18 protein-coding genes are annotated in these 21,423 nt (G+C 37.2%); 7 read left to right on the forward strand and 11 right to left on the reverse strand.

What is annotated here, in order from left to right; genetic code table 11:
- Positions 1–187: 187 nt before the first annotated feature.
- Together ACFIJJ_RS00695 and infC are read right to left on the reverse strand one after the other, a co-directional pair.
- Entirely contained in the window at positions 188–1,954 is a 1,767-nt protein-coding gene (locus tag ACFIJJ_RS00695; RefSeq protein WP_375645656.1) for an ABC transporter ATP-binding protein, read from the reverse strand.
- Between the two features lie 592 nt (positions 1,955–2,546).
- A complete protein-coding gene (gene infC, locus ACFIJJ_RS00700; protein WP_026500140.1) occupies positions 2,547–3,065 on the reverse strand; it encodes a translation initiation factor IF-3 in 519 nt (172 codons plus the stop codon).
- Between the two features lie 196 nt (positions 3,066–3,261).
- On the opposite strand from infC, the gene ACFIJJ_RS00705 reads away from it, so the two are divergent.
- The 3 genes from ACFIJJ_RS00705 (at position 3,262) to dapE (ending at position 6,215) form a co-directional block, all read left to right on the forward strand.
- Positions 3,262–4,041 (forward strand): alpha/beta hydrolase, encoded by a 780-nt coding sequence (locus tag ACFIJJ_RS00705; RefSeq protein WP_375622019.1) that lies wholly within the window; start codon positions 3,262–3,264, stop codon positions 4,039–4,041.
- Between the two features lie 31 nt (positions 4,042–4,072).
- Positions 4,073–4,819 carry a M48 family metallopeptidase gene (locus tag ACFIJJ_RS00710; protein ID WP_375645657.1) on the forward strand — a complete coding sequence of 249 codons (747 nt, stop codon included), beginning with the start codon at positions 4,073–4,075 and terminating at the stop codon, positions 4,817–4,819.
- A 223-nt stretch (positions 4,820–5,042) separates the two neighbouring features.
- Positions 5,043–6,215 (forward strand): succinyl-diaminopimelate desuccinylase, encoded by a 1,173-nt coding sequence (gene dapE / locus ACFIJJ_RS00715; RefSeq protein ID WP_375645658.1) that lies wholly within the window; start codon positions 5,043–5,045, stop codon positions 6,213–6,215.
- Positions 6,216–7,819: 1,604 nt separating this feature from the next.
- Here dapE and hemW read toward each other — a convergent pair.
- Complete coding sequence (gene hemW, locus ACFIJJ_RS00720; protein ID WP_375645660.1) at positions 7,820–9,019, reverse strand: radical SAM family heme chaperone HemW; 1,200 nt, start codon at positions 9,017–9,019, stop codon at positions 7,820–7,822.
- Positions 9,016–9,663, reverse strand: a complete 648-nt coding sequence (gene rdgB / locus ACFIJJ_RS00725) for an RdgB/HAM1 family non-canonical purine NTP pyrophosphatase (RefSeq protein ID WP_375622015.1) — start codon at positions 9,661–9,663, stop codon at positions 9,016–9,018. Before rdgB ends, hemW begins: the two co-directional genes overlap by 4 nt.
- Positions 9,664–10,022: 359 nt before the next feature.
- On the opposite strand from rdgB, the gene hrcA reads away from it, so the two are divergent.
- The gene (gene hrcA / locus ACFIJJ_RS00730) at positions 10,023–11,093 is read left to right on the forward strand and encodes a heat-inducible transcriptional repressor HrcA (protein WP_375622014.1); all 1,071 of its coding nucleotides are present in this window, start codon (positions 10,023–10,025) and stop codon (positions 11,091–11,093) included.
- Positions 11,094–11,217: 124 nt separating this feature from the next.
- A complete protein-coding gene (grpE, locus tag ACFIJJ_RS00735) occupies positions 11,218–11,880 on the forward strand; it encodes a nucleotide exchange factor GrpE (RefSeq protein ID WP_375622013.1) in 663 nt (220 codons plus the stop codon).
- Between the two features lie 106 nt (positions 11,881–11,986).
- Here grpE and thpR read toward each other — a convergent pair whose 3' ends face one another.
- The 6 genes from thpR to ACFIJJ_RS00765 all read right to left on the reverse strand — a co-directional run bounded on the left by thpR (position 11,987) and on the right by ACFIJJ_RS00765 (position 17,032).
- A complete protein-coding gene (gene thpR / locus ACFIJJ_RS00740) occupies positions 11,987–12,526 on the reverse strand; it encodes an RNA 2',3'-cyclic phosphodiesterase (RefSeq protein WP_375622012.1) in 540 nt (179 codons plus the stop codon).
- A gap of 625 nt (positions 12,527–13,151) precedes the next feature.
- A complete protein-coding gene (locus ACFIJJ_RS00745) occupies positions 13,152–13,445 on the reverse strand; it encodes an HPr family phosphocarrier protein (RefSeq protein WP_375622011.1) in 294 nt (97 codons plus the stop codon).
- Positions 13,446–13,462: 17 nt separating this feature from the next.
- Positions 13,463–13,861 carry a PTS sugar transporter subunit IIA gene (locus ACFIJJ_RS00750; RefSeq protein WP_273722416.1) on the reverse strand — a complete coding sequence of 133 codons (399 nt, stop codon included), beginning with the start codon at positions 13,859–13,861 and terminating at the stop codon, positions 13,463–13,465.
- 136 nt (positions 13,862–13,997) lie between these two features.
- Entirely contained in the window at positions 13,998–14,462 is a 465-nt protein-coding gene (locus tag ACFIJJ_RS00755; protein ID WP_273722417.1) for an HPr kinase/phosphatase C-terminal domain-containing protein, read from the reverse strand.
- Positions 14,463–14,485: 23 nt separating this feature from the next.
- On the reverse strand, positions 14,486–16,270 hold the full coding sequence (locus ACFIJJ_RS00760; RefSeq protein ID WP_375622010.1) for a stimulus-sensing domain-containing protein: 1,785 nt from the start codon (positions 16,268–16,270) through the stop codon (positions 14,486–14,488).
- Positions 16,271–16,309: 39 nt separating this feature from the next.
- Positions 16,310–17,032: a response regulator transcription factor gene (locus tag ACFIJJ_RS00765; RefSeq protein WP_375622009.1), complete on the reverse strand. Its 723-nt coding sequence runs from the start codon at positions 17,030–17,032 to the stop codon at positions 16,310–16,312.
- Positions 17,033–17,418: 386 nt separating this feature from the next.
- Here ACFIJJ_RS00765 and lysM point away from each other — a divergent pair, with 386 nt between their 5' ends.
- On the forward strand, positions 17,419–17,874 hold the full coding sequence (gene lysM, locus ACFIJJ_RS00770) for a peptidoglycan-binding protein LysM (protein WP_375622008.1): 456 nt from the start codon (positions 17,419–17,421) through the stop codon (positions 17,872–17,874).
- A gap of 105 nt (positions 17,875–17,979) precedes the next feature.
- Here the strand turns inward: lysM and ACFIJJ_RS00775 are convergent, their stop codons facing one another.
- Entirely contained in the window at positions 17,980–18,534 is a 555-nt protein-coding gene (locus ACFIJJ_RS00775; protein ID WP_375622134.1) for a copper chaperone PCu(A)C, read from the reverse strand.
- A 969-nt stretch (positions 18,535–19,503) separates the two neighbouring features.
- Between ACFIJJ_RS00775 and dnaK the strand changes: the two genes are divergently transcribed.
- The gene (gene dnaK / locus ACFIJJ_RS00780; RefSeq protein WP_375645661.1) at positions 19,504–21,396 is read left to right on the forward strand and encodes a molecular chaperone DnaK; all 1,893 of its coding nucleotides are present in this window, start codon (positions 19,504–19,506) and stop codon (positions 21,394–21,396) included.
- The last annotated feature ends 27 nt before the right edge of the window (positions 21,397–21,423 follow it).

Raw genomic sequence — 21,423 nt, forward strand, 5'->3', positions numbered from 1 at the left:
TGGCATTCATAAAATAAGCGGGTGAAGTTTTCATCTAAATTCAAAAAGTTTATATCTTAATAAGCCGTAAATTTTTTGCCAATCCTTGATTGAAGTAACACTTTTCCTTGGTAACATTTCTGTTCCACAAATGGGGTGTTACCTTCTATCCATTTTTTATTTCAAATCTTATTTAAGGATCTAGAAATTAGGGGGTATGTTTTTTGAACTGGATATTATGAAGTTTTTTATAAAACCCATGTTCTTTTGCGAGCAATTCTTTTTGAGTACCTTGTTCAATCAGTTGTCCATTTTGTATGACCACAATTTTATGAGCACGAGCAATCGTTGAAAGGCGATGAGCAATAATGATCGTTGTGCGTCCTTTAGTAAGGTGGTGAATGGCTTCATTAATTTGTGCTTCGGTGTGTGAATCGAGCGCACTTGTTGCTTCATCAAGAATCAGAATTTCACTATCGTGAATCATTGCTCTAGCGATAGCGAGTCGTTGTTTTTGCCCCCCTGAAAGATTACAGCCATTATCACCTATCTGTGTATCATAACCATTTGGCAAACGCATAATAAAGTCATGAGCATTTGCTGCTTTTGCTGCTTCGATAATTTCGTCATCACTAGCCCCTTCTTTTCCAAGCCCGATATTATATTTAACAGTTCCTTGAAAGAGAAAAGTATCCTGTCCTACATAGGCCATCAGGTTTCTCAGAGAGCGAAATGTTGTGTAGCGGATGTCTTGATCATTAATTAATATGCGTCCTTTTGTGGGATCATAGAGTCGCATAATAAGGTTAATAAAGGTAGACTTTCCCGAACCTGATGGTCCCACCAATGCTGTCATTTTTCCAGCTTCTATTTCTAGGTTGATGTCTTTCAATACCATTTTGTTCTCAGTGTATGCAAAAGAAACGTGTTCGAAGCGAATAGCTCCTTGCGTTTTATTCAGATCTTTAGCTTCTTTATGTTCTATAACTGTAAGAGGATGGTCGAGTATTTCAAACATCGTGCGGATATTGACCAATCCAGATTCAATTTTTACACGTACATTTGCTAGTCTTTTTGCGGGCTCATAAGCTAAAAGTAAAGCAACAATAAAAGACATAAATTCACCTTGAACACCTGCGCGTTGGGTTGCAAGGTAACCGGAAAAACAGATAATACCAGCAATGGCAACACCTGTGAGTGTTTCCATAATCGGATTTGTAATAGCTTCGAGTGTTGCAATATTATTTGTTTGTTTTTCAACATCACAAATAGCTTTATCCATTCTTTTCTTCATGACTTCTTCTAGTGAAAAAGCCTTAATGACTCGAATGCCAACAGCAGTTTCCTGTACGATTTTTATAATTTCACCAAGTGAAAGGAGCTCTTTTTCCATAAGGCGGCGAACACGTTTTAAAGCCATTCGAACGCCTAAAAAAGCTAGTGGTCCTATGATTAAAGTAATGGAAACTAATATAAAGTTTTGAATAAACATGACAAGCAACAAACCACTAACGGAAAGCAAATCACGTACAAAAGTTGTGATAATAGTATCAATGATATTACGTACAGCTGTAGCATTGTGGGTTACGCGAACAAGAAGATCAGATGAAGTGTTATTATGATAAAAAGAGACTCCTTGTTCCATAAGTCGGGCAAAAATTTTGCGTTGTTGTTCAGCAATGATACTATTTCCGGCTTTGTTTAGAAAATAAGTTTGGGAAAAAGTTGCAACTCCTTTGAGAATAAAGATAAAAGCAATGATGCTAGAAATTAAAACGATCATAGGAAAATTTTGCGCATCAATAATCTGATTAACAACATCACGCATCATCCATGCACTCGTTGCAGTTGCACCAGAAATGATGATCATTGAGAAAATAGCCGCACTGTACCAACGCGCATGTTTATGAAAATTTTCTCGCAAAAGACGGATAATAAGATGTTTATCAAAAGAGGAAATTTGTTTTTTGTCCATAAAGTGCTTCTATATTTTCTTGTTGTTTTATGCAAGATTGATGCACTCTTAATTAAAAAAATCCATTAATCTTTTGTACAAAAATAGCCTTTTCTTTCAAGGTTCATCCATCAATTTCACGACGGCGAGCGTAAAGAAATACAGTGCAAAATCTCTGTGAAAGGTAGAACGAAAAGGTGTTGTTTATCACTATCTTTAGTTAAATAAAAAGTACGGGCGAGTCCCATCATTATTATTTACTAATTTCCATATTGTAATAGCCTTTGGCACTTGAAATGGTTCACAAAAGGCATTTCTGCTTTTTTTAATAATTTTATGTATGCATTATCTCTGTTTGTGATGTGCAAACAGAATTATTTTGTTGGATTCATATAGAAAGAGCTTGAAACGAGAAGATCTTAAGATGTTTGGGTTCTCTCATTTAATATATAAAATAACGAATTCTCCTTATAAATCGAGAAAGCACTATTAAAAGGATTTATACACGCTTATAAAACCCCTAAAAGCACCACAACAAATTCCATGTGGTGCTTCTAAATTTAGCTATACGCTCATTTGATGAATTGCATGCGAATATTATTCCAATGCAAAACTATTTAGGTGCTATCACCATCATCATTTGCCGGCCTTCAAGCTTTGGCTCCAATTCGATTTTGGCAATTTCACTTGTATCTTCTTTCACACGTTGAAGAAGCTTTAATCCAAGATCTTGGTGAGCCATCTCACGACCACGAAAACGCAAAGTAATCTTTACTTTATCACCATGATCAATAAAGCGATGAACAGCCTTGAGTTTGACTCCATAATCATGGACATCAACATTTGGGCGCATCTTAATCTCTTTGATTTCGATGACTTTTTGCTTCTTACGTGTTTCAGCAGCTTTTTTTTGGGTTTGATATTTTAATTTTCCCAAATCGATGATTTTACATACAGGTGGCTCCGCATTTGGTACAATTTCAACCAAATCAAGTCCCGCATCTGCAGCCATAGCAAGAGCTTCTTGTATCGCAACAACCCCCTGATGTTGTCCCTCATCATTGATAAGCTGAACATGAGGTACCCGAATATCCTGATTTGAACGTGGTCCGTCTTTTTGGGTAGGTGTCATTTTAAACGGTTTACGAATGGTTTATGCTCCTTAAATTTTGATTCAACTACAGTTAATTTAATATACAATTATGCACCTAAAAACAACTATAATTCGTGTTATTTTCATTATTTGATTTATTACTTTTTGGAATGATTTAGATTATAAAAGTTTTTCTCTTAATTTACAGAAATTGTTTTATGGAGGATAAAGAATCATGGATCAAAATATTCCTTGTCAGTTTTTTTCGTTTGAGAACACCGCACTTGCAGTACGCTATCGCAAGGGGCGCCAATCTCCAGGTTTGGTTTGGCTTACTGGCTATCAATCCGATATGTTAGGAAGTAAGGCAACGTTGGTTGATCAGTTTGCTCAGAAGAATGATTTGTCTTGTTTACGTTTTGATTATTCTGGACATGGAGAATCTGAAGGTGATTTTTTTCAAGGAACAATTTCGCGTTGGGTTAAGGAAAGTTTAGCGACTTTTGAAACCTATTGTGAGGGTCCACAAATTTTGATTGGTTCCTCTATGGGGGGGTGGATTGCGCTAAGGCTTGCTATGATGCTAGCACAGAAAAATAAGAAGCTTGCTGGCATGATATTGATTGCTCCAGCGCCTGATTTTACACAAACATTGGTGGAACCAAAATTAGGACCAGAAGAATGGAAGATTTTGGAGGAAAAAGGCTATATTGAACGACCTGCAGTTGATGATACAGAGCCAATGCCCTTTACAAAAACATTAATTGAAGATGGGCGCGAAAATTGTGTTATGAAAGGATGCATTGATGTTGGGTGTCCAGTCCATATTCTACAAGGGATGGAAGATGAAGATATTCCCTATCAGCATACATTGACTTTACTTGATCATTTACCTCTCCATGATGTAACATTGACACTTGTTCGTGATGCAGATCATCGCTTTTCTCGTCCACAAGATTTAGATTGCCTTGAAACAGTATTGAGATCTTTGATTAATCAGATTAATGCAAAATAAGGGGTACATTTATTGATGAAGATAAAAATATATGAGCATTTCTAAACAGCATTTTATTTTTTCTGATCGCTCTGTACCTGTACGGGTGCGGGAAAATAAGTATGCGCGCCGTCTTACCTTACGTATTGATGCCAGAAGTCAGGAGATTTGTGTAACAACACCACCAGCAATAAATCTCTATGCGGTTGAAAATTTTATTGAAAAACATCGGTCTTGGATTGAGGCACGTCTTGCTCATGTACAAATCTCTCATAAAAATGCTTATCTCAAAGTGGGGGCGACAATTCCCTTATTGGGTGTTTCTCATACCATCAAGCATAGAGAGGGACGTGGGGTAACAGAAATTGTTACAGCAGATGCGGAGCAAGGGCCTGAAATTATTGTTTATGGTCAATTAGAATACCTCCCAAGACGCATTGCTGACGTTTTGAAAAAACAAGCAGCACTTATTATAACGCCTTTGGTGGCACATTATGCTCATCAGGTAGAGCGTAAAGTCAAATCCATTTGTTATAAAGATACGAGAAGTCGTTGGGGCTCTTGTTCAATCGATAAGCGTCTTTCTTTTTCTTGGCGCCTTATTATGGCACCAAAAGAAGTTGTTGAGTATGTTGTTGCCCATGAAGTTGCTCATCTTGTTGAAATGAATCACGGACCAAGATTTTGGGCTCTTTGTGAAGAGCTATGTCCTGATAGTAAAACATATCGTGCTTGGTTGAAAGAAAATGCTCCTAGACTGCATGCCATTAATTTTGATTCATATAATTTAGAGGCGTAAAAAACTTTCAAATGAAGGCAATATTTAACGGAACTTTTTGTTGAGTGTTTTGTTGAGTGTGTGCTTGCTCAATGCATAATGAGGAAGCCATTGAAGCTCTCAGCACGATTGTTTTCCCCTGCTTGGTTTGCTGAGTGTCTTCAATGTTTTGCTTTATCTTTTTTGTAATTCAGCGTAATAACCCTAAGTTCCGATGACTTATAAAAAATGGGAAGGTTTTTTTATGTCTGTTCTTACAGATCCACTTCAGCTATTACAGGCACTTATTCGTTGTCCTTCTGTTACACCTCATGAAGCAGGGGCTTTATCAACTTTGGAACAATTTTTGAACAAAATGGGATTTCACGTCGAGCGCCCTATTTTTACGGATAAAAATACAGATAATGTTGAAAATCTTTATGCAAAAATGGGAAATGAAGGACCCCATCTTATGTTTGCGGGTCATACGGATGTTGTACCGCCAGGCGCATTGGAAGATTGGACTTATCCACCTTTTGAAGCTGTCATAGATCAGGGAAAATTATATGGGCGGGGTGCTGTTGATATGAAGGGTGGAATCGCTTGTTTTATTGCGGCTCTAGCGCGAGTTCTTGAGAAACGACCCATTAAAGGAAGGGTAAGCCTTTTAATTACTGGTGATGAAGAGGGGCCTGCTGTTAATGGTACGGTAAAACTTCTCAAATGGGCAGAAAAAAAAGGCGAAAAATGGACTGCGGCTCTTGTGGGAGAACCAACAAGCGTAAAGACTGTTGGTGATATTATCAAAATTGGTCGCCGCGGATCGATTTCTGGTGTCATTACCGTGAAGGGTCGCCAAGGTCATGTTGCTTTTCCAGAGCGGGCTGCCAATCCCTTACCTTTGGCAAGTAAGCTTATTCAAGCATTGACACAAACTGCTTTAGATAAAGGGACAGAGAATTTTCAACCCAGTAATTTAGAGCTCACAACCATCGATACTGGTAATTTGGCAGTCAATATTATTCCAGCGCAGACAACAGTTCGTTTTAATATACGTTACAATGATCTTTGGACAAAAGAAACACTGATGAAGGAAATTGAAAAGCGTCTTGCTTTGGTGCAATCAAAAAACAAGAGCGATCAATATCCCTCTTATCAGCTTGAATGGATTCCAAGTTTAGGAGATGTTTTTTTGACTAAAAATGATAAACTCATTCAAATTTTATCTAATGCTATTAAAAGTGTAACAGGGAGTGTACCAGAATGTTCCACTTCTGGTGGTACTTCAGATGCGCGATTTATTAAGGATTATTGCCCAGTGGTCGAATTTGGCTTACCAGGGCAAACGATGCATATGGTAGATGAGTGTGTTGCCCTTGATGCAGTGGAAACTCTTACTACTATTTATGAGCGTTTTATTATTGAATTTTTTGCATAAAGAAAAGGTTGCTGGTTCAAAAATACCTTTATCTTGTTGTGCTATAAGATATTGCCATTTAAGGTGTGGTGATACGAGACTCGTAAAACTTAATATATTAAGTAGTCTTAGAGTAAGTGATGAATATTCTTAAGTTGGGATTCTTGCCTGTAGAGTCTTTAGTTAAGTGAATTACATAATTGAAAAGGCAAAAGAGACCTGCTTGAAGAAGCAGAATTGTTTAGACCATATTGGATTGAAAATATTCGTTCTTTAAAGTGTAGAAAGGAAGTCACACGCAATCATATATGGAAAACAATGAATATTATATCATCATTGTGTGGTGACAGGTTGAAGCTATAAAGACGCACAAAAACATGCTACTATTGTAAAAAGTTCGTACAACATAAATGCACTCATTCACAGCTCATGTTTTAATATGGTTTCTGCGCTCTCACAAAAGGTACCTCTTATTTCAATTAGATTCTCTTAGAATAAAGACTATAGGAAAAGCGCTTTAAGTTTGTTTTATTTCATATATTTACCTTGCTTTTTTTGTCCCCAAGAACTTCCGTTGCAAAATCATTACGAGATAGAAGGTGAGCTTATTTAATCAGCTTTAATCTTGGCTATGATAAAGATACACAGAGTTTTTTGTAGCAGCACGTTGATTTCTTTAATCAAAGACTGTCCTAGTATTATTCTCAATTTTTTAATAAAACAACCTTAAAGGACGCGTATAGACACTCATAAGCATGTACGCATACAAGTAAGATCATATGGGATTAATGACGTTTCGCTCGCTAACAAAGCAATCTCGATTCATATCTGGTATATTTGCCATTTGAGTGCATTATTTGTTTAATAAAACTCATGATTTTACTGTGGCCTATAAACCAATACCGATCATACAGCCGCGTATCTCAAATAAATATTGGTTCAGTATTTTTTGCGATAACAGCTTTTATATAACAGAATAGGATAAAAGCATTGTGTATATCTATTTTTGTAATCTCTGAAACAGACATACAACCACAACCTGATTGAGGGAAAATATAAAGGTATAAAGGTGAAAATCAGCGTGCTTTTTTACTTTCTTTTTTATTCAGCTTTACGGTTTTCAAAATTATCTAGAGTAATATCTTTTTAAATAATCAGAAATTGATGCATGGTTTCATGCTTATTTCTCTGGTTCTTTAAATGGTGCCACGATTTCATAAAAAACAATACATTATCGTATTATGCATTCACGTACTTGTTTTAGAGAAATTTTCTCAAGGTTTGTCACATTTGTGCTACTACGGTGCTTATGAATGTTGTAATATAAAATCTATAATGCCTCCCCATCTTTATGTTTATGAAAAATAAAGTTAGAGCACCATACACTTTCTAGCTCAAAATATTGCAATAGCTTTTAGCACTTAAGGGTGTTCATAAGAGGCCTTTTTACTCCTTTTTTATAGTTTTTATCCACATGCTTCTCTATTTTTAAGGTGTAAGCAAATGATTGTAATTAATTGCCTATAAACAGATTTAAAATAAGGGAATCTTACGATATTTCAGTCTCGCTTTTGCTATAAAAAATGATAATTATGGCATAAAATCAATATGTTGTTATGGAAAATTTAGTTTGCGAGTTGGCTGATGATGTGATCAAGAACAATACGTCCTTTGGCTGTTGCTTTTAAGCGTTGGTTATCGACCATTTCTATCAATTCTTGGTGTTGTAACTCGATCAGTTTTTCCATAGGGATGCGTTTGGGACTTAAGGTTTCATAGCGTATAAGTTCTAAGCCTTCGCATAGGCGTAACCCCATAAGGAGCATTTCATTTGCCTGTTGCTCAGGGGTTAATTGTTCTGTTTCAATACAGCCATGTCCTGTTGTTTCTACCAAATTAAGCCACTGTTCGGGATGCTTTTCATTTATTGTGACATAACGTTCACGGTTTTTAAGGTGTGATAATGATGTTTTTGAACAGGCAGAGGAATGATTTGGTGCGTTCTCAATGAAACGTCCATGTGCTCCTGGACCAAAGCCTGCATATTGGTGATAACGCCAATAAAGAAGATTATGTGCTGATTCAGCACCGGGCATTGCATGGTTTGAGATTTCATAGGCAGGAAGTCCACGCAGTGCTGTTATTTCCTGGGTAAGATGATATAGATCTGCGGCTAGCTCTGATGGGGGGAGGATAAGTCTTCCTGCATCATGAAGGCGTTTAAAGGCGGTTCCTTCTTCGATCGTCAATTGATAAAGAGAAAGATGGTCTGCTGCCAAATCAATTGCTTGGGAAATTTCAGATTTCCATTGTTCAAGAGTTTGTTCGGGGCGGGCATAAATGAGATCAAAGGATAAACGTGGAAAAATTTGTCGCGCTAAAGTAATGGCGCAAAGAGCTTGTTCCACATTATGGAGTCGGCCAAGTTTGCGCAATGCTTTATCATTGAGCGCTTGTATTCCTAGAGATAAGCGATTAACACCTGCCGCACGGTATCCACGAAAGCGTTCTGCTTCCACACTGGATGGATTGGCTTCTAATGTAATTTCAACTTTATCATCGACTACCCATTTTTTTGCAAGTGCTTGCAATAGGGCATCGACAGTTTGTGGCTCCATAAGAGAGGGGGTTCCTCCACCAATAAAAATACTTGTAATATGGCGTGGGCCTATTTTGTGGTATTGTGTTTCTATTTCGCGCTTAAAGGCGGTGACAAAACGTGGTTGATCAACACCATGGATGCGAACATGCGAATTAAAGTCACAATAAGGACATTTAGCTGCACAAAAGGGCCAATGAATGTAAATGCCAAAAGGTTCATTCATGAGAATGCTAAAAGGTTTTCTGCCAAAAGTTTGAAAGCACGTGCGCGATGTGAAAGAGGGGGAATATCATTACGTTTCCAGTTGTGTTTTTGCTCTGTTGACATTTCTCCAAAGGTATTTTCACATCCATCGGGTAAAAAAATAGGATCAAAACCAAAGCCTTTATCTCCCCGTGGAGGCCAAATGAACGTTCCTTCAACGCATCCACGGAAGTAATCTGCATGAGCATCAGGCCATGCAATGCAAATGACGGATATAAAACGGCATTTTCGTTGGCTTTTTTCTCGTGCTCCGACTTTTTGGAGTTCATTTTCTATTTTTTTCATAGCTTTTGGAAAATTACGTGTACCATCGGCTTGAATTGCCCAATCAGCGGTATAAACGCCTGGCGCACCCTCCAATGCATCTACTTCTAAGCCTGAATCATCAGAGAGGGCAGGAAGTCCTGTTTTTTTTGCTGCTGAAAAAGCTTTAATATAAGCATTTTCTTCAAATGTTTTTCCCGTTTCTTTTGGTTCTGGCAAGCCCAGTTCTTTTGCCGATTGTATTATTAAACCGAAAGGTGTAATTAAAGTAGTGATTTCATGCAATTTTCCGGTGTTATGTGTAGCAATGACAAGTTTTGTATCTGCTATGCTTCTCATATAGATTTCTCCAAAAATGAAAGGGGAATTATTTTTGTGCTAAAAACCGACTTAAATGCTCATATACACATTCTGCTTGCTCTAAAGGGTGAATTGTCTATTCACAGCGGTTTTTAATCAATCGAGATTCTCTTGACAAGTCCCTACAGCAGACCACTTTACAGATCAACTCTTATCTTATATTTCTCACACACTCTAACAAAAAATATCCCTGCGTAATTTATCAAGCATCACTTTGAAAGGTAGCATTTTACAGCTCAATAGGATAATATGTTTTTATACTACTTTAGACTATTTGACCAAACCTTGGCAAAACTTATATAAGAGATGAGGATTTTAAAAGTAGTGAAACAATTGTGATGAAGCACAAAACTATTGATAATGAACTAAAATATCTTGATGAACGTTCGCGTGATATTTTTCGCCATATTGTTGAAGCTTATCTTAATGATGGTGAACCTGTAGGGTCACGTAATCTTTCGCGGCTTTTACAACAGACATTATCGCCTGCGACGATTCGCAATGTGATGAGTGATCTTGAACATCTCGGTTTGATTTATGCACCACATGTTTCTGCGGGTCGAATGCCGACACAATCAGGTTTACGCTTTTTTGTTGATGCATTTATGGAAGCGGGTGATTTGCCAAACGAAGAGCGAGAAAATATTGAAATGCAAGTCAAAGAGTCTGGTCATGCACAATCGGTTGAACATTTTCTTGTTCAAGCAAGTCGAGTTCTTTCAGATCTTTCACGTGGGGCAGGGCTTGTTTTAGCAACAAAACAAGAAGGAACATTGAAACATATTGAATTTGTGCGCCTTGATAGGGAGCACGCTCTTGCCGTTTTGGTGACTCAACAAGGTGAAGTTGAAAATCGTATTGTTCATTTGCCAGAAGGGGTTACCCATGCACAATTGACGGAAGCAACGAATTTTCTCAATGCCCATATCCAAGGGCGCACATTGAATGAAGCTAAAGAGGAAATTACCCGCTTATGCGCAGAAACACGGGCTGCGCTTGATGATTTATCGCATCATCTTGTTGAAACGGGATTAGCTCTCTGGGGAGGAGAAGGTGCTGATCATAAAATACACCTCATTGTTCGCGGGCGTAGCAATTTACTTGAAGATGTGAAAGCAGAAGAAGATTTAGAACGATTACGCCATTTGTTTGATGATCTTGAAACGCGTGAAAGTATGGCACAACTTCTCGATTTAACGGATGAAGGTTCTGGGGTTAGAATTTTTATTGGTTCAGAAAATAAGTTATTTTCTCTTTCTGGTTCTTCTTTAGTTGTAGCACCTTATCGAGATTCACAACAAAGAGTCATTGGTGCTTTAGGTGTTATTGGTCCTACACGGCTTAATTATGCAAGGATTGTGCCCATGGTTGATTATACAGCTCAACTTGTGTCACAGTTATTGCGTTAAAACGATGCAAGTAAGTATTTGTACTATAAAAGCTCATTGTATTATATACATCGCTACCCCTTGATTTTTGTCTGTAGAATTTCGATATCGAGAATAACGAATCTTATGAAGGAATAAAATTTTTATGTCTGATGAAAAAAACAAATTTACTGACGCTTCATTTGAAAATTGTAATTTAAAAAATCCAGCTGATCGTAATACACTTAAACAGGCAGCCGATGAATTTTTAAAAACGCATAAAACAGAGGAACACGAAGCCGTTGAAACAGAAAACAATGAGATCAGTGATCCTTTAGCATCTTTGCAGGATGAAAATAAAGAACTGAAAGATCAGCTTTTACGTCTTGCTGCAGATATGGAAAATCTTCGACGTCGTACTGCGCGAGATGTGGCGGATGCAAGAGCTTATTCCATTGCTAATTTTGCACGGGATATGTTATCGGTTTCTGACAATCTCAATCGTGCTTTGGAAGCGATTCCAGAAGGTGCACGGGAGAGTGATGCTGGTTTGAAATCATTGGCAGAAGGCGTTGAAATGACTGAACGTGCCATGATGGCAGCATTGGAACGTCATGGGGTGCAAAAAATTCATCCAGAGGGGCAAAAATTTGATCCTCACTTTCATCAAGCGATGTTTGAAATTCCCAATGCTGATGTTCCAGATAATACTGTTCAACAAGTGGTTCAGGCAGGTTATATTATCGGGGAAAGGGTGCTACGTCCAGCTATAGTGGGTGTAGCTAAAGGAGGAGCAAAAGAAGCTTCTGTTGAAGCTGATTCGGCTTAAAATACTTCAATAATAAATCTCCAACATAAAATGCAGCATTCCCTGCAATTACACATATATGAAGTCTTTTCTTAAAGGGTTTTTAAAGGGTGTTATAAACACCCTTTTATCTTTGAAGCGCCCAACTTCCTTTTACAATATAGGGAGTCTTATTTAAGGGAGAGGCCGATAACAATAAAACAAAATGATCAACTTCAAAAGGAGGGAGCGAAAAATCATCTCGAGAAGATAGATAAGAAGAAAGATCTTTAAGATTAATATCAAATATTCGTGCAAGAGTGATATGCGGAATAAAGAGTCTTTCATCAGGCTTTAACTCTAATTTATTCCGGATATATTGCATCTTTTCATGTAAAAGAGTAAGCTTTTCACAAGGTTCAATGCGAACCACAAGAGAATGGGGAGCATTTTCTGAACTAAAAACTTCAAAGCCCTTTATCTGTAGCGTAAAAGAAGGAAGTTCTATAGTGTTAAAGGTATGCATAATTTCATCTTCTAGGGAGCTTTCAACTTCGCCAAAAAAAGATAAGGTTACATGAAAATTTTGCGGGTTGATCCATTGTGCTTTTGGTAAGCCATTTTGCAATGATACGAGGGCTTTTGTTGTTTGTTGAGGAATCTGAAGAGCACTAAATAGACGACCCATGATATTATCTCCTTATAATGAAAGATGCTATCCCAAGCGCAATATAGATAATAAGGGCGGGGCACGTACCACAGAAAACAAGGCAATAGTATAGAAAAAGAATGTCTAAAAAATGCTTACTATAATTATGAGAGTACAAAGCTTATTCGTTTTAAGAAAATGGTTATGACATTGATAAGAATTGCATTTTCATGATCTATATCACAATGATGTGCAATGGAAGATTACTTGTGTATTATAAAGGCTACAAAGTGAGCAGAAAATAAGAAAAATTGATAGATTTTTGATGTGCGAAATTATTTTAACATTTATCTTTAGCCTAAAATAAAGCATATTCTCATACAAAGGTGAAGAGTTCTCTTTTTTGTAAATGTTTAATGATATGATTAAGTTGGGAAATAGCCATAATACGCAAAACTATTCAAATGGGCCAAATAATGTTAGGAAAAGAAAAAAATTCTTGCATAACAAAATTACTATAAGCTTTTACATTTATGATAATTATGTCAATCTATAATGGATATGAATATTGGTATAAAAGCGGGAAGAGAAATTAAAATTCAAAATAATGATAGAAAGTTCCTATTTTCTAAGAATCATCATCCTTTTTTATGATGAAAAAGCACTAGTTGTCCTCTCCAAAGTTGTTATTGATGAGCTTTTCAAGAGCATTAAGAGCATCTGTTGCTTCTGGTCCTGAAACACGAATGGTGAGGTTGCAACCGGATGAAGCCGCTAGCATCATAAGTCCCATAATTGATGATCCGCCAACAATTTTTCCATCCTTTTCAACTTCAACAGTAACATTAAAATTGTCAACAGTTTGTACAAATTTTGCAGAAGCACGTGCATGCAACCCACGTTTATTACAGATATTGAAATGACGACTTATACATGGGAGGGTATCTTTGGAAAACATTGGTATTTTATTATCCGCTATAAAGTCATACTTGGTACATTAATATATTTACGCCCTGCTTCTTGTGCTATTCTTAACGCGTCTGATAATGAAATATCAGGACATTTGCGAATAGAAATCAGTTTAATAAGCATGGGCAAATTAACACCGGCAATCATTTCAACGCGTCCTTTTTCAATAGCAGGAATAGCTATATTTGATGGTGTTCCACCGAACACATCTGTTAATATGATGACGCCATGATCCGTATCTGTATCGGTTACTGCGGCTATAATATCACCTCGGCGCTGATCTATATCGTCATCGGGATAAACGCATATTGTTGCGAACTTTTCTTGTACTCCAACAACATGTTCCACGGCATGTAAAAATTCGACAGCCAGCTCACCGTGCGTTACAAGCACGAGTCCAATCATTTACGCAAACTCCTGTTAACTAATAAGACCCAACCATAGTTGGTGGGAAAGACATTGTACAAGGCTTTATCTTGCTGCCAAGAAAAATTTGCAAAAAAAAGGCAAAAATTGTGATTTTTTTATCTTTAGAAAAAAATTAGACAGATTTTTGCCATATTTTTCTAAACAAAAATGCTTCAATAGCTTGACAAATGGCAGTACAATCGGCTTCACGAAGAGAGGGAAGTTTTAAAAGAGGAATGTGCAAATTTTCAAATTGAAAAGTTTTATTTGTGGAAAAACGTTCATATTCCGGACCGAGAAAAATAACACAATCGATAGTTGTGTGCTTTTCAAATTCTATCATATAAAGACCAACGCCACGAATCTCGATGCCGCCCTCTAAATTATCAGGAGTGTATCCGTGAAGCTTTCCATTTTCCGCACGCAACATTGTATAATCATCACTGATAAGCTTCGCTTCACGTTTTGACCACTCAGCGCGGTCAAGCAAAGAAAGGGTGAGGGTTGATTTTCCTGAACCCGATGGACCTATAATTAACAGCCCCTTGCCGCCTAGTTGAAGGCAATTTGCGTGGAGTATTTCACATTTTGTTTTCATGTCTTTTACTTTGGATAAAAGATTTATTTAGCAAGCGGAAGCATAATAGTAAAACGTGCACCAGTTTTACACTTCCCAAGTGTAGGATCAATAATATTTTCGGCTGTAATTGTCCCATTATGAGCTTCGATGATTTGCCGACTAATAGAAAGGCCAAGTCCAGAGTTTTGCCCAAAAGCATCTTCATTTGGTCGATCTGTGTAAAAACGTTCAAAAATGCGTTCAATATTTTCTGAACGAATACCTGGGCCATTATCTTCAATGGTTAAAATAAGGGTTGAAGCATGACTTTTCATAGTAATGCAAATTTTGCCACGATTCCAAGGAATAAAAGAGCGCGCATTTTCAAGAAGATTTGAAATCACTTGCCCTAAACGGAGTTCATGTCCCAATACAAGATAGGCTTTTCCATGAGGACGTGGGACAATATTAAGGCTTATATCAATGGTTTGCGTATTACGATACACTTCCTGAACAGCATGAACAAGACTTTCCAAAAGCGGTGTCATATCAACAATCTCTGCGGTTTCTCGTGCAAGCTCTGCATCGAGCCGCGATGCATCAGAAATATCTGTAATCAACCGATCAAGGCGGCGCACATCATGTTGAATGATTTCCAGCAATTTCTCTTGTGCTTCTTCATTTTTAGCCAGAGGGAGCGTTTCAACAGCACTGCGTAGAGAGGTGAGAGGATTTTTTAATTCGTGGCTTACATCCGCAGCAAAGCGTTCAATGGCTTCAATACGCATATAAAGGGCGTTGGTCATATCACGAATAGAAGTTGAAAGGTGACCAATTTCATCTTCACGCATTGAAAAATCAGGAATTTCTACACGCTGATTATTGCCATTACGCACTCGATTAGCCGAGGCAGATAATTTACTTAATGGATGGGCAATCGTATGGGCCAAAAAGAGAGAAAGAACCAAAAGTACGCTACCTACAACGGCAAAAACTTTAAAGATAACCAGTCTTTCTCCCTTTACAATGTTATCAATATCGGAACCCGTGGTTGAAAGAAGAAGAGCTCCAACCACTGCGCGATAGCGTTGAACAGGAACGGCAACAGAAACAATTAATTGCCCTTGTCTGTTGCGTCTTTTAGCCGTAGCAAGAGATCCGTTTAATGCGCGGTACACTTCTGGATAAGCAATACCACTGGTTTTTGTTTGTTCTCTGTCAAGAGCAATACCTTTGCCATAAAATGCGCTTGAATACCATGAAGTAAGGCGATCCCACATGTTTTGTTCTGTTTTAAGTGGGGGTAAATCATAACTAAAAACTTCTCCACTAGAATAAAGAACGCGCGAATCAAGAAGGAGAGTAGCATCACGATCATAGATACGTGCTCTTGTTGTTTTAGGTGTAATAAGACGCCGTAAAAGAGGGGCAACTTGCTCAGGGTTAATAGGAAAATCCCAAGAATCGGTTGATTGAGGGGCGGGTGTAACGCTTTCACCAGTCTGTAACTCTAAGAGTTTTTGGGGGTCAATGAGGATAGAATTTGTATCTACTGTTGCAGAAGCAGCAATAGCCCCAGCAATAATTTTTCCTTGGGTACATAAACTTTTAATTTTTGCTTCAATTAAACCATCGCGAAATTGGTTAAGGTATAAAATTCCTGTAACTAAAACGGCAAGAGCAGCAATGTTTAATATAACAATGCGACGTGTAAGGCTGGAAAAAAGCAATTGTCTAAAGAGACGTTGTGTTCGAAGATGCAAACGAGCAAACATAAGAAATGGCGTTGAGGATGTACCATTAACGGTTGTTTTTTGTAAAGTTTCCAGTTGAGAATTGTCTGTCATCGATTTGATTGCCGTTCAAATTTTTGCGACAAAATAGTTTTATACCTCGTGGAAACGATAACCTACACCATAAAGTGTTTCAATCATTGCAAAATCATCATCCACTTGTTTAAACTTTTTACGCAGACGTTTAATGTGACTATCAATGGTGCGATCATCTACGTAGACTTGATCACTATAAGCAGCATCCATTAAAGCATCACGACTTTTTACAACTCCTGGTCTTTGTGCTAAGGTTTGCAGAATCAAAAATTCCGTAACGGTTAAAATAACAGGTTTATCTTTCCATGTACAGGTGTGGCGTTCTTGATCCATCACAAGATCTCCACGTTTGAGAGAAGAGGTGGAAGAAGTTCCTGTAGCAAGCGGTTGGTTACGTGCATTAGAACGGCGTAAAATAGCTTTCACGCGTTCAATAAGAAGACGTTGGGAGAAAGGTTTCGTAATAAAATCATCAGCTCCCATTTTGAGACCAAATAATTCATCAATTTCATCATCTTTAGAGGTAAGAAAAATAACTGGAAGATCAGATTTTTGACGCAAACGACGCAAGAGTTCCATCCCATCCATTCTGGGCATTTTAATATCAAAAATAGCTAAGTGTGGAGGGTGAAGTGTGAGACCCTTGAGTGCAGATGCTCCATCTGTATAGCTTTCAACCCGATATCCTTCTGTCTCAAGCGCAAAAGACAAAGATGTCAAAATATTGCGATCATCATCAACAAGTACAATCGTTTGCGTGATTGTTGGTGTATCTTTCATGGTTTCTTAGACCTTTCTATTGCTGTGGTAGCAAATTACCCACACTTATTTATATGGGAGTTCATATTTTTTTTGCAAAACAAATATGATACAAATTGTAGCAAAGTAAAAAACCTTTTGTCATTACTGTAAAATCTTGTTTTGCTTTCATAATTTATAATGTTTCTACGTCGATTAAGATCCCTTCATTTGAGAGAAAATTTTCATAAAGGCTTTTTTTATCAAGGTTTATTACAAAGTTTATTATTGTCCTTGTTCCATAATTGAACAGGTATAGTTTTGATTGTTGAAGTTTAGAAAATCTGCCTATGTGTTTTAAGAGCAAAGAAAAGAATGTGGCAATATATGCACAAAAATTTGTTTCTGCTACACGAAAGGAGGTCGTAATGGGATTTTTTAATTTTATTAAAACTGTAGGGGAAAAGTTAGGTATTGGGGACCATGAACCAAAAGAAAAGGATTTTAAAAGAGCATTTGATCATTTTCAACTCGGTACAGAAAAAGTAAATATTCAAGTTGAAGACGGTAAAGCTATTTTAAGCGGTGAAGTTCCAGACAGGGAAACACTTGAAAAAGCACTGCTGGTTGTTGGCAATACACAAGGTATCTCTTCTGTAGATGTTGATCAATTAAAGGTCATAGATACAACGCCTAGAAAAACTTCTCGCTTTTATGAGGTTAAATCGGGTGATAATCTTTGGAAGATTGCTGAAGAGGTTTATGGAAAAGGGCAAGGTAATAAAAACACATTTATTTTTGAAGCCAATAAGCCAATGCTAAAATCTCCCGATAAAATTTATCCTGGACAAGTTTTACGTATTCCTGAAATTGACCATAGTTAATTCATCAAAGGGGATAATTTTTTACTGATGGCATTAAACAAAAAATAAAGAAGCGTAAAAAAATTTCACGCTTCTTATAAAGTGTGTATTTATAATAAAAGGAGCTTAGTGAACAAGAGAGGATTTAGAAGGTGATGGTGCTTTCATAGCGTTTACAGAGAAATCAACATCAATGGTTCCTGCTTTCTCAAATGTCAATTTTGCGCTAATTTTATCACCTAACTTGAATGGTTTTGAAATCCCCATAAACATAATATGATCACCGCCAGGCTTAAGCGTGATTTCTCCATTTCCAGGAATTTCAATGCCATTGTGCATTTTTTCCATTTTCATAATATCATTAACGACAGCCATAGAGTGTATCTCTGTTGTTTTTACTCCGTTTGTGGAAATAGCAACCAAACGGTCTGGGGTATTACTGTGATTAATAATGTAGAGATAACCGCTACCAACTCTTATACCTCTAGGTGTTTCGCGTGTCCAAGGATTGAGAATTTCTATGTCGCCAAGTTTATATTGCTGAGCACTTGCAGGCAGGGTTATACCAGCAAAGAGAAGAGCACACACGATATTTATGATAACCTTATTGTATGGATATTGTGTATGTATTATATTCTTAAAGATGAGATTTGTTATTTTCTTAATAATAGATATCATCATTGATTTACCCTCCTTCATAAGATTCACACTTTGAATATTTTTTATTTTAGCAGAGCTTTTGTTTAAAATAAAAGAAAGAAATGCTAAAATGAAATTGATTTGAATATGAGAATAAAAATCATAGAATTCTTGGATTTTAAAAGAAGACAGTAAGGTTTACAATGACAACACACCTCTCAATGCTTCCGTGTTCATCTCATAAATAGTATTTGTAAATGGTATAAAATCTATGATGCATCACTATTTTACTTAATGAAGATATAATACAAAACAATCATCAACCACTTTACCAATTTTAATATTATGACAGCTTTTGGCGTTTTAAAGCGTTTATACAGAGGCGTTTTTATATATTTTTAAAGTTCAAAATTATACAGTTAAGAAAAAACGCTTTAGGTGAGTTTAAAGCACAGCTTTCAAATAGCCGCAAACAATGAGACCGTTAGAAAGAGAATTTTTGAAAGGAGATCGATAGATAATGCCTTTACGGATGTGAGCATTAGATATGATGACTATGTTAGTCCAAGGAAAATTTATAATATTCGTGATATAAATTATTCGCCTTTTAAAAAGCTTTTATGGAAGTATGATTTTATCAATGATGAGAAGATCAAGAGCGAGAGTGCAATCACTCTTTTTATTTTTTTAATTTTTATAGAAAAATATATTTGTTGAGAATTACAAGAAAAATATATTATGATCTCAAGTCTCTCATAAATATGGTATTTATGGGTCATTAGAGTGCCTATTTTAAAATAAATTTTTTATTTTGGAGATGTTTCTCTCATTATTCTCTTGTAGCAATAAAAGCCTGTTCTTATATACGAGGCAGCAAGGCTTGTTGCGACTTGCAGTTTATTATTTATTTATGTTGCTTGAAGCAATATACGGGCTTTAGGTGTTATGAGGAGCTATCTTAAAAAGATGCTTTATGAAGGTTGAGGTAGCTTGCTGAATGGAGATTATAATATGGCAAAAGTAATTGGTATTGATTTGGGGACAACGAACTCTTGTGTGGCTGTTATGGATGGCAAAAACGCAAAAGTTATTGAAAACTCAGAAGGAGCGCGAACAACACCTTCGGTTGTTGCCTTTACTGATGGGGGGGAGCGGCTTGTTGGGCAGCCTGCTAAACGGCAGGCGGTGACAAATCCTGAAGGGACAGTTTTTGCAGTTAAACGTTTGATAGGGCGCCGTTTTGATGACCCTATGGTTGAAAAAGATAAAGCACTTGTTCCTTATAAAATTGTTAAAGGTGACAATGGTGATGCATGGGTTGAAGAAGCGGGTAAGAAATATTCTCCATCACAAATTTCAGCTATGATTTTGCAAAAGATGAAGGAAACAGCAGAATCTTATCTTGGTGAAAAAGTTGAACAAGCGGTTATTACGGTTCCTGCTTATTTTAATGATGCACAACGTCAAGCTACGAAAGACGCGGGTAAAATTGCTGGACTTGAAGTTTTAAGGATTATTAATGAGCCAACTGCTGCTGCTTTAGCTTATGGTTTGGACAAAAAAGACGGAAAGACAATAGCTGTTTACGACCTTGGTGGTGGTACATTTGATATTTCAGTCCTTGAAATTGGAGATGGCGTTTTTGAAGTTAAATCAACCAATGGGGATACGTTTTTAGGGGGTGAAGACTTTGATATGCGCCTAGTTGGTTATTTTGCAGATGAATTCAAAAAAGAGCAAGGAATTGATCTGAAAAATGATAAATTAGCTTTACAGCGCTTAAAAGAAGCGGCAGAAAAAGCAAAGATTGAGCTTTCTTCGTCACAGCAAACAGAAATCAATTTACCATTTATCACGGCAGATCAATCAGGTCCCAAGCACTTAACAATGAAATTGACTCGGGCAAAATTTGAATCTCTCGTTGATGATTTAGTGCAGCGTACCATCGAGCCTTGTAAAGCTGCGTTGAAAGATGCTGGATTAAAGGCTGGTGAAATTGACGAAGTTGTTTTAGTAGGTGGTATGACACGTATGCCCAAGATTCAGCAAGTCGTGCAGAGCTTCTTTGGTAAGGATCCCCACAAAGGTGTTAATCCTGATGAAGTGGTCGCAATGGGTGCTGCCATCCAAGGAGGTGTATTGCAAGGCGATGTAAAAGACGTGTTGTTGCTAGATGTAACGCCTTTATCTTTGGGTATTGAAACCTTGGGTGGGGTTTTCACACGCCTTATTGAGCGCAATACCACTATCCCAACAAAAAAATCGCAAGTTTTTTCGACAGCTGATGATAATCAGAGTGCTGTGACGATTCGTGTTTTCCAAGGTGAACGGGAAATGGCAAGTGATAATAAGTTATTGGCTCAATTTGATCTTGTTGGTATTCCTCCAGCACCACGTGGTATACCTCAAATTGAAGTTACTTTTGATATCGATGCGAATGGTATTGTTAATGTTTCGGCCAAAGATAAGGGAACAGGGAAAGAGCATCAAATTCGTATTCAGGCATCAGGTGGTTTAAGTGATGCTGATATTGAAAAAATGGTAAAGGATGCAGAAGAGCATGCGGCTGAGGATAAAAAACGCCGTGAAGGTGTTGAAGCTAGAAATCAAGCGGAGGCTCTTATTCATTCAACTGAAAAATCGCTCAATGAATATGGCGATAAAGTATCAGCTGAAGAAAAGGGACAGATTGAAACAGCAATATCTGATTTGAAATCTGCGCTTGAAGGAAGTGATACGGAAGAAGTAACAACAAAGATGCAAAAATTAGCAGAAGTCAGTATGAAGCTTGGACAGGCTATGTACGAAGCCTCACAAGCAGCGAGCGCTGATACTGAAACAGAGACAAAGAATGATGATGTTGTCGATGCTGATTTTGAAGAAGTTAATGATAAGAAGAAATAGTGTCAGCATATGTGTTGATTAATTTAT

Source organism: Bartonella sp. TT29SHDZB (assembly GCF_042193395.1).
Taxonomy (GTDB): domain Bacteria; phylum Pseudomonadota; class Alphaproteobacteria; order Rhizobiales; family Rhizobiaceae; genus Bartonella.

Coding starts and splice junctions, on each gene's coding strand:
- ACFIJJ_RS00765 (WP_375622009.1), bottom strand. CDS start 17,032: ATGAAAGATACACCAACAATCACGCAAACGATTGTACTTGTTGATGAT.
- ACFIJJ_RS00750 (WP_273722416.1), bottom strand. CDS start 13,861: ATGATTGGACTCGTGCTTGTAACGCACGGTGAGCTGGCTGTCGAATTT.
- ACFIJJ_RS00710 (WP_375645657.1), top strand. CDS start 4,073: ATGAGCATTTCTAAACAGCATTTTATTTTTTCTGATCGCTCTGTACCT.
- hemW (WP_375645660.1), bottom strand. CDS start 9,019: ATGAATGAACCTTTTGGCATTTACATTCATTGGCCCTTTTGTGCAGCT.
- ACFIJJ_RS00760 (WP_375622010.1), bottom strand. CDS start 16,270: ATGACAGACAATTCTCAACTGGAAACTTTACAAAAAACAACCGTTAAT.
- ACFIJJ_RS00745 (WP_375622011.1), bottom strand. CDS start 13,445: ATGTTTTCCAAAGATACCCTCCCATGTATAAGTCGTCATTTCAATATC.
- ACFIJJ_RS00695 (WP_375645656.1), bottom strand. CDS start 1,954: ATGGACAAAAAACAAATTTCCTCTTTTGATAAACATCTTATTATCCGT.
- grpE (WP_375622013.1), top strand. CDS start 11,218: ATGTCTGATGAAAAAAACAAATTTACTGACGCTTCATTTGAAAATTGT.
- hrcA (WP_375622014.1), top strand. CDS start 10,023: ATGAAGCACAAAACTATTGATAATGAACTAAAATATCTTGATGAACGT.
- infC (WP_026500140.1), bottom strand. CDS start 3,065: ATGACACCTACCCAAAAAGACGGACCACGTTCAAATCAGGATATTCGG.
- dnaK (WP_375645661.1), top strand. CDS start 19,504: ATGGCAAAAGTAATTGGTATTGATTTGGGGACAACGAACTCTTGTGTG.
- ACFIJJ_RS00755 (WP_273722417.1), bottom strand. CDS start 14,462: ATGAAAACAAAATGTGAAATACTCCACGCAAATTGCCTTCAACTAGGC.
- dapE (WP_375645658.1), top strand. CDS start 5,043: ATGTCTGTTCTTACAGATCCACTTCAGCTATTACAGGCACTTATTCGT.
- ACFIJJ_RS00705 (WP_375622019.1), top strand. CDS start 3,262: ATGGATCAAAATATTCCTTGTCAGTTTTTTTCGTTTGAGAACACCGCA.
- lysM (WP_375622008.1), top strand. CDS start 17,419: ATGGGATTTTTTAATTTTATTAAAACTGTAGGGGAAAAGTTAGGTATT.
- rdgB (WP_375622015.1), bottom strand. CDS start 9,663: ATGAGAAGCATAGCAGATACAAAACTTGTCATTGCTACACATAACACC.
- thpR (WP_375622012.1), bottom strand. CDS start 12,526: ATGGGTCGTCTATTTAGTGCTCTTCAGATTCCTCAACAAACAACAAAA.
- ACFIJJ_RS00775 (WP_375622134.1), bottom strand. CDS start 18,534: ATGATGATATCTATTATTAAGAAAATAACAAATCTCATCTTTAAGAAT.